The organism is Enterococcus sp. B2E4, from assembly GCF_030499455.1.
Lineage (GTDB): Bacteria > Bacillota > Bacilli > Lactobacillales > Enterococcaceae > Enterococcus_D > Enterococcus_D casseliflavus.
Map to the genome: position 1 here is coordinate 117222 of NZ_JAUKPK010000018.1, position 7117 is coordinate 124338.

Annotated in this window: 7 protein-coding genes; 5 read left to right on the plus strand and 2 right to left on the minus strand. The window is 37.0% G+C overall.

Features of this window, described 5'->3' with window-relative positions; genetic code table 11:
* Window positions 1-5 precede the first annotated feature (5 nt).
* Together Q1X33_RS13480 and Q1X33_RS13485 are read right to left on the minus strand one after the other, a co-directional pair.
* Window positions 6-1220 (minus strand): hypothetical protein, encoded by a 1215-nt coding sequence (locus Q1X33_RS13480; protein WP_241761017.1) that lies wholly within the window; start codon window positions 1218-1220, stop codon window positions 6-8.
* 19 nt (window positions 1221-1239) lie between these two features.
* Window positions 1240-2424 (minus strand): hypothetical protein, encoded by a 1185-nt coding sequence (locus Q1X33_RS13485; protein WP_005227450.1) that lies wholly within the window; start codon window positions 2422-2424, stop codon window positions 1240-1242.
* Between the two features lie 243 nt (window positions 2425-2667).
* Between Q1X33_RS13485 and Q1X33_RS13490 the strand changes: the two genes are divergently transcribed.
* The 5 genes from Q1X33_RS13490 (at window position 2668) to Q1X33_RS13510 (ending at window position 6330) form a co-directional block, all read left to right on the plus strand.
* The gene (locus Q1X33_RS13490; protein ID WP_015508925.1) at window positions 2668-2988 is read left to right on the plus strand and encodes a helix-turn-helix domain-containing protein; all 321 of its coding nucleotides are present in this window, start codon (window positions 2668-2670) and stop codon (window positions 2986-2988) included.
* Window positions 2989-3401: 413 nt separating this feature from the next.
* Window positions 3402-3842 carry a hypothetical protein gene (locus tag Q1X33_RS13495; protein WP_005227448.1) on the plus strand — a complete coding sequence of 147 codons (441 nt, stop codon included), beginning with the start codon at window positions 3402-3404 and terminating at the stop codon, window positions 3840-3842.
* A gap of 1005 nt (window positions 3843-4847) precedes the next feature.
* Window positions 4848-5156 carry a hypothetical protein gene (locus Q1X33_RS13500; protein ID WP_005227446.1) on the plus strand — a complete coding sequence of 103 codons (309 nt, stop codon included), beginning with the start codon at window positions 4848-4850 and terminating at the stop codon, window positions 5154-5156.
* Window positions 5157-5279: 123 nt separating this feature from the next.
* Entirely contained in the window at window positions 5280-5789 is a 510-nt protein-coding gene (locus Q1X33_RS13505; protein WP_005227444.1) for a GNAT family N-acetyltransferase, read from the plus strand.
* Between the two features lie 139 nt (window positions 5790-5928).
* The gene (locus Q1X33_RS13510; RefSeq protein WP_005227442.1) at window positions 5929-6330 is read left to right on the plus strand and encodes a VOC family protein; all 402 of its coding nucleotides are present in this window, start codon (window positions 5929-5931) and stop codon (window positions 6328-6330) included.
* The last annotated feature ends 787 nt before the right edge of the window (window positions 6331-7117 follow it).

Genomic DNA, 7117 nt, shown 5'->3' on the forward strand with positions numbered 1-7117 from the left:
CCCCCTTACTTTTCGTTCACTGGACTTTTTTCAGCTAGCATCGTAATAAGAAAAAAGACACTAAAAATGATTGGTGAAAAATAAAAGAGCATCAAACGAATCGGTAGGATCAGTAGCATCTGTCCAACGAGTTTGATCAGCTTGAACATACTTTGGTGGTTATCCTTTTCATAATAGCTCTGATTCACGACTCTTTGCTCTTCTACGGGAACATCTACTTGGATATCTTGGTAGGTATTCCCAATTCTGACATTTTTTCTTATTGAGCGAACACTATTGAAGGACTTTAGCACGCGACGCTGATTTTTTCGATAAGAAAAAATTTCTTTTTCCTTTGAATGCTTGAGCGCTTCAAAGGATTCTGCAATCTTTGATAATTCTGTTTTTGATAAAAAGAGAAATAATGGCTTGACCCGACTGAATTGCCCCATCACATAGGGATAAAATAAAAGAGATAAGAAAGTAATGTAGACAAGATTTGTAGTAGTAAAAAGGGGCCTTAAGCTGTCGCCGCTTAGCAGCGCGATTAGTTGTCCTACGCTCAAAAGGAACAGGATAATAAACGTTAGACAAAACGATTCATTCACCCAAATGAATCGAGTAAAGCCAACCTTGAGCTTAGCTGGATTCTCTTCTTCTAGCATTCTCTCCTCTAAAAATTCCTCTTCTTCCTTTTCAAACCTCATCGCTGTACGTTGAATCGTCGCCAGTGATCGCTTTTGGAAAAATTGTTCTTGATAAGCTAACTCCCAAAGATAAAGGATAAAAATAGAGACGAGCTGGATAAGCGTAAAAATCAAGTTTCCTAAAAACGGTCGGATCACACTCGTCACAAATAGTAAGCCCATACTAACAAGGAAAATCGGTAAGCTTTTTTTTGTTGGCAGATACAACACGAATCCGATGAAGCAAAAACAAGCGATTTGAATGCCTTCTAAAATCGTCCAATACATAGCGCCAGATGGATCCATCACCCAATTCATATGCAAGAACCAATCGACGATCGTATTGATGATCATAAAAAGGCACGCCAACGGTATCAAAAGTTTTGGCTGAAATAAACGGTACACTTTTAATTTTTCATAAGCCAGAGTGAATCCCTTACCAAAAATAAAAAACATAAAGAGCAAAATTGCCCCCACGATCTGCATGAATAAGCCATCATTGCTCTCTGCATAGACGGTGTCTTTTCTTTGTTTCCCCAACCAATAGTTTCTCATCATTTCTCCTCCAATTTCTTTAGTAGCCTGCGTAATCGCCATTCAGCAGTTTGTTTTTTGCTTGAAGACTAAGCTCCTTTACTTGTTCTTCCGAAAGTTCTCCCTCACTCCAGAGATGCCAAAAGTAATCATCGATCCCTGCTTCTAGTTGATAAAAACGTTCTGCGCTGTAGCCTGAAGCAGCAATCATTTCCTCCGTGTAGACCGCTGTACCGCGATTTGCTGGCATAACATTGATTCCTTTTGCGGTAAAAGAGGCATAGGCATCGAAAAACTTTTGTGGATGAGCTAAACTGAGCGGATCCTCTTGTTCTGCAACGGGCTCACTAATAGGAGTAGCTGGACCGATGCGATCAAAGGTGTATTCTGACACTTGGTCTTCGCCACCGTTTGATAATCTTGTTTCGGTCACAAAAACTTGCTGATCATTGATTGGCTTGACCACTAAAATGGAACGAAACGGCCCGTTATTCACTCCACTGAAAGCAAATGTATTTGCTTCGTCAGAATCCGTACTTGCCCAAGACTGTCCATAATCAAAGAGATCCGGTAAGTTCATTTTTACAATTTCTAACGCCTCTTCTTCTGTTAGCGCAGCAGCTTTTTTTGATTCTTCTCGTTCTGCTTCGGCTTTTTCCAGCGCTTGTTGGTTCTTATTTATTTGATCGGTGGCTTTGGTCGTCATCTCGCGATACTCCCCCTTGGCTTCAATTTCCGTTAACTCCTTTAAAAGATCATTCGCAGCCTGATAATCCTTTTTCTCCGACAATGCAATCCCTTCGTCTAAGCGCTTTTTTGCCTCCGCAATTTCATTCGTTTTTTCCGCCAACTCACTAGTTAACTCGGCTTGTTTTTCCTGAATTGCTGCTAATAGTTCCTCTTGCTCCCCTAATTTTTCCAATGTGTTTCCAGCTTTCGTCAGTTCAAAATCAGCTGTCAGTTCTTTGGCTTTAGCCATCAGATCGACTTGTTCTAGGTATTTTGGGACTTGATCCTCCTGTCCTAAATCAGCTAGCTCATTGATTTTTTGGCGTGCTGTTTCATAGTCATCCTTTTTGATAGCCTCATTGATTTTGTTGTACTGTTGCGTTGCCTGAGCCTTCGTTTCTTGCAGGGCTGTTTCTTGCGACTGATTCCAATAAACAAAGCCACCAACTGCCGCCAACAAGACAACCACTGTACCAATCACTAGTTTCTTTTTCATTTTCCCTAACTCCTCTTAATAAATTTCTTTTCCTGCCTTTTGCTTGATCGTTTCGGAGAATCCCCTTTCCCAATCCTCCTCTCCAGAAGATGAGTCATCATTTGTTTTTTAAATACTGCTTATTTATTCTTTTACAACCCTATATAATACATATATGTATTATTTTACACACCAAAAATACATTTGTCATCTGATTTTTTCCATCCGTAACCTCTATGATTAATCTATAAGGAGGTGGCTCTTGTGCTGAATGAAATGGTTGCCAGCCAAATTCGTCATTATCGTACCGCCAAAAAGATGACGCTAGCGGACCTCTCTCGTACCTCAGAAATTGATGACACCTACTTAGGGCGAGTGGAACGCAACGAAATCAATATCACCCTCAATACACTTGAGAAAATCATCAAAGGATTACAGATGACACCTGCTCAGTTTTTTGGTTTTTTAGAACTCGAATCCGATAACCCCGAGTTAGTTAAGATTGTCGATTTGATTCAAAAGTCACCCAATAAAGAGAAATTGACCTCCATCGCAAAAGAGATCGTAAAACTTTCTGAGCCGTAAAGAATTGGTCTGCCCACCAATTCTTTTTTTTTGAATAAAAAAAGCCTTAACCCTCGGGGCTAAAGCTATCATACCTGATTGAATTTTAAAAATAAATACCTCACAAGGCGATGAATTAATTTCGTAATCTAATAAAATTTTTGTTAAATTAATTTTAACCCTTCTGTCAAGTCACGTCAAGATGCTTTTTTATTCGTGTGTTTTTCGATCAGAATTTCTCTCGAAGAAACCTCCTATACCGCTACTTTGCTAAACACCACAGTCAGCAAAAAAGGTTTGGATATAAAGATATAGCGGTCGGTCTGCCAGCACCTGCCTTACACCTGAATCGTTTCGCCAATCGATAACGACGGGTGCACTGCGCTCCTTGTTATAGTACACTAGTTAAAACAAAGACATTTAGGAGTGATTAAATGACTCAGACAGAAGTAACTTACAAGAACTATTTGGAACAGCCTGAAGCTTTGACCTTTGACGAAATGCAGACGATCCACGAAGCAATTTTGAAAAATGGCACGATCACTGATACAGATTTTCAAGACGCCTGGCAAAGTATTTTGCAAGCAGCACTGCGATACACAACGATCCGGGCACAGTGGCATAGTTTTTCACAAGATGAAAAACGAGCGATCGATGCAGAGCGTACCACCCTTCATAACACGATTATCGATCAATTTATCTTTCTCGAACGAGTCTTTCAATTGAATCAATGGGATAGCCAAACATGGACCTCTTTATTATTTTTGCAAGAACACCGAGAAAAGCGCACAAGACAAGACATCAACCAACACCGCAAACGCATTGGGGATTTTGCCAATTACCTAGTGTTTGCAGCAGCGGTTAATGGTCGGTAGTTAAGAAAATAGGAAAAGCTAGGAATCATCGCATTGAATGATTTCTAGCTTTTTAGTTTGGCTGTTTTGGTATATAAGCTATCTATCTAAGCTTGCTCAAACTTTATAGTTTGGATTGTCCTTTCAAGATTTCTCGTGATCATGCATCAAGCCTTATTCCAATAATTGTTGAAGTGCTTTTCAGCATTATTCTTTTTGAAAAAAGTTCTCATAAAGCCGATTATTTCTTCTCGTGTATATCCATTCGTATCTGTTTCAAGATCCCCTACCTCTGCTAAATGCGAGTTAGGTCAGCAGAGTTTGTTAATGCTAGTCCTTATTGCTAGTCTTTTTCGGTATCGGTTTAAAAATGTTTCCTACCAGTTTTAAAACGATTCATTCCTTATTTTGATAGGATTCGTATTTTTTGTGTCAGGCGTCTTCAGAAATTATCGTTAAATAATGCACACTAACATTTTTAGTTTTATATCAAATAAATATTTTATCATTTCAATTCAACTAATTCGTTCAATATGCGATAATTATTTATGAAAGGATGATTTGATGAACTATACAGTTACCAACCTAAGACATCTGCGGATCGCTCAAATTTCTTTGTTAACATACTATATTTATTTAGCCTTCCATGACAATATTTTCAAAGCTATTCCATTACTTTTTATCAGTGGCTTTTTAGATTCCGTATACCCGCCAGACTACGCAAGCCAGTCATTTTGGTTCCCTTATAAAAAGAAAACAATATTTTTAAAAAGCAACAATTTGTTTCTAGAAAGAGCATTGGAAATCTTAACCATAATTGTTCTTGGTGTTTTTTTATCGCTTGTTTTTTAAATTAAAGGAACAACTTGTGATTGCTGGTTCCCTTTTACCCAACAACTGAATTATGTTTCTATTACTCACTATTTTTTATCCATGTGTCTATTAAAATGGATTTACCAAATGAATAACGAATCCTTGACTGTTGAGATGACGCTAATATCTAATCGAAAGGAAAGATGATTGTTTATGAAAAGAATTTGTTTTGTCTTAGTGTTGAGCAACGGATTATCTTACACACCATTAACTCCAGGTGTTCTTTATCAAAGAGACACAAGCCTCAAAGACTATTTTTCACCGTTTTACGATGTTTCAATCAATTATCTGAGAGATAAAGATACTGTTGATTACTTGGTCCTTCCTGAGCCATTCGCTCCTTTTGATAATGAAAATAACCTCCCCATCATAAAAGTTCCTTCAAAATTTTTTCTGACTAAGGATTTTGAAAAAATTAAGGCGTACATTGATGACTACTTTAAAGAAAACGATGCTAAGTAATACTCTCCTCGATCGTTTTACGCCCTTACTGATTGATACCGTTATCAATCAGTTTTTTTGTCGGGTAATGGACTAATAATCAGATATTTTGTACACTTAACTTAAAAATATAAGGAGATATACATGGATTTCTATTTCAAAGAGCTAAAGTCTAACTCAGAGATTAGCCAGTTTTGGGAGAAGAAAAGACAATATGAAGAAAGTGACATTTTCCCCAATCTTCCAGAAAGCGGTGCTGAATTAGATGAAATCGTAGAGTGGTTTCGCTCTTCCGAATATTACGAACTAATCATGGATCTTCATAATTCCCCAACAGAGGGAGATTCTCAGCTGGAATTTGTATTCATATACAATAATCAACAAGAATATGTTGGATTTACTACTTACAAAATCTACTACTCGGAAGATTCAAAAGCATTTATTCTCGATTTTTGTATCGATAAACCTTTTAGGAACCAAGGAGTAGGTAGCCGCGTTGTTTCTGAATTAAAGAATTACCTTAAAGCAAAGAACGCTCTATATATCGCTTTAAATTCCTCCAATGAACACAATCAGCAATTTTGGCAAAACCAAGGATTTATTCCTCAAGACGTTGATGAAAATGGCGAAGTAATCTATTTTTGTGTTCTTTAATAGATATAGATTCGTATCATCTATGTTCTAGTTGACTATTTGGCAGATAGCTAACTCAAAATTTTCCGATTCCTACGAAAAAACTGAAAGAAGCGAGTAACTTCTTTATGATACTATCAATAAAAAGGAGAATTTTTGTATGCTTATCCCAGCCATAAGTTTTCAAGGAAATTGTGAAAATGCAATAAAATTTTATCAAGAGGCGTTAGACGCACAAATTAAGTCCATCGTTTATGCGAGTGAAGCTCCGGTAGATTCAGGTTTAGATCCTGAGATGCCTGATGATTTCGTTATGGACTCAGAAATCATCATCGACGGACAGAGAATCATGATGACAGACGGCAGACTAAATAGACCAGCAAATGATTTTTTCTCCTTTTGTCTTGTAAAAGAATCCGCTGATGAAGTTACTACTATTTTCAATAGCCTCTCGATAGACGGAAAAATGATTGATCCCCTTGCATCAGTATTCTGGTCCTCGCTCTATGGCATGGTTGAAGATAAATACGGTATCACATGGATGATCATGACCTCGCATTAGTAAACTGCCTTTTACTTACTACTCGTTTAACGCATTTTTTTATTTAAATAAATTGGATGTTTATTTATTTAGTACCATTTACTTTTGATATTATTTATTTATCGTGGTATTCTTTTTCTAGAGGTGATTAGATGAAAAAGAATAGTACTCGGTTAAGTCTCTGGAAAATTTTGTTGATTGCGCTTGCTTTTGTCGCTGGTTCCTTTCTTGCAAAAATGGTCTTTTCTTTATTTTTTGAACACGTCTAATAACTATTTCAGTCTATGATCATTGTTATCAAGGAGGCGTTTTTTAGTGAGTAAAGTTCCTAAAGTATTCAAATGGGTAGGTATATTCTTGGCAGTCCTCTTTCTCCCTGCTTTCGCTACTTATGGCATAGACAGGAAAAATAAACAGAATATATCGGAAAAAGGGAACTCTTGAGTTGCCTTTTTTACTTAAAAAAGTTTTTGAGTTTGATACCTTCGTTGATACTGAATTTAAAAGGAGTGATTGTATGACCACCAATACAGAGTTTACAGTTTTTTCGTGCTGCTCCACATTTCTTTTATCAAATAAAAAGGCTCTATAATTTATGGGACTGATGAATCAGAATTGATTCTTCAGCCCCATTTTCATTTTAGGTATCAAAAAACATATCGTTCTCTAGTATGATTAAATCACCACAAAATAAACAACTGAGAGGACGATATGCTATATAAATGATTCTATCAAAAAAATGCTGAGAATAACAGAGAAAGATTTGGTGATTACAGAGGTCTCTTACGAGACCCTTCAGAAGAAAAAG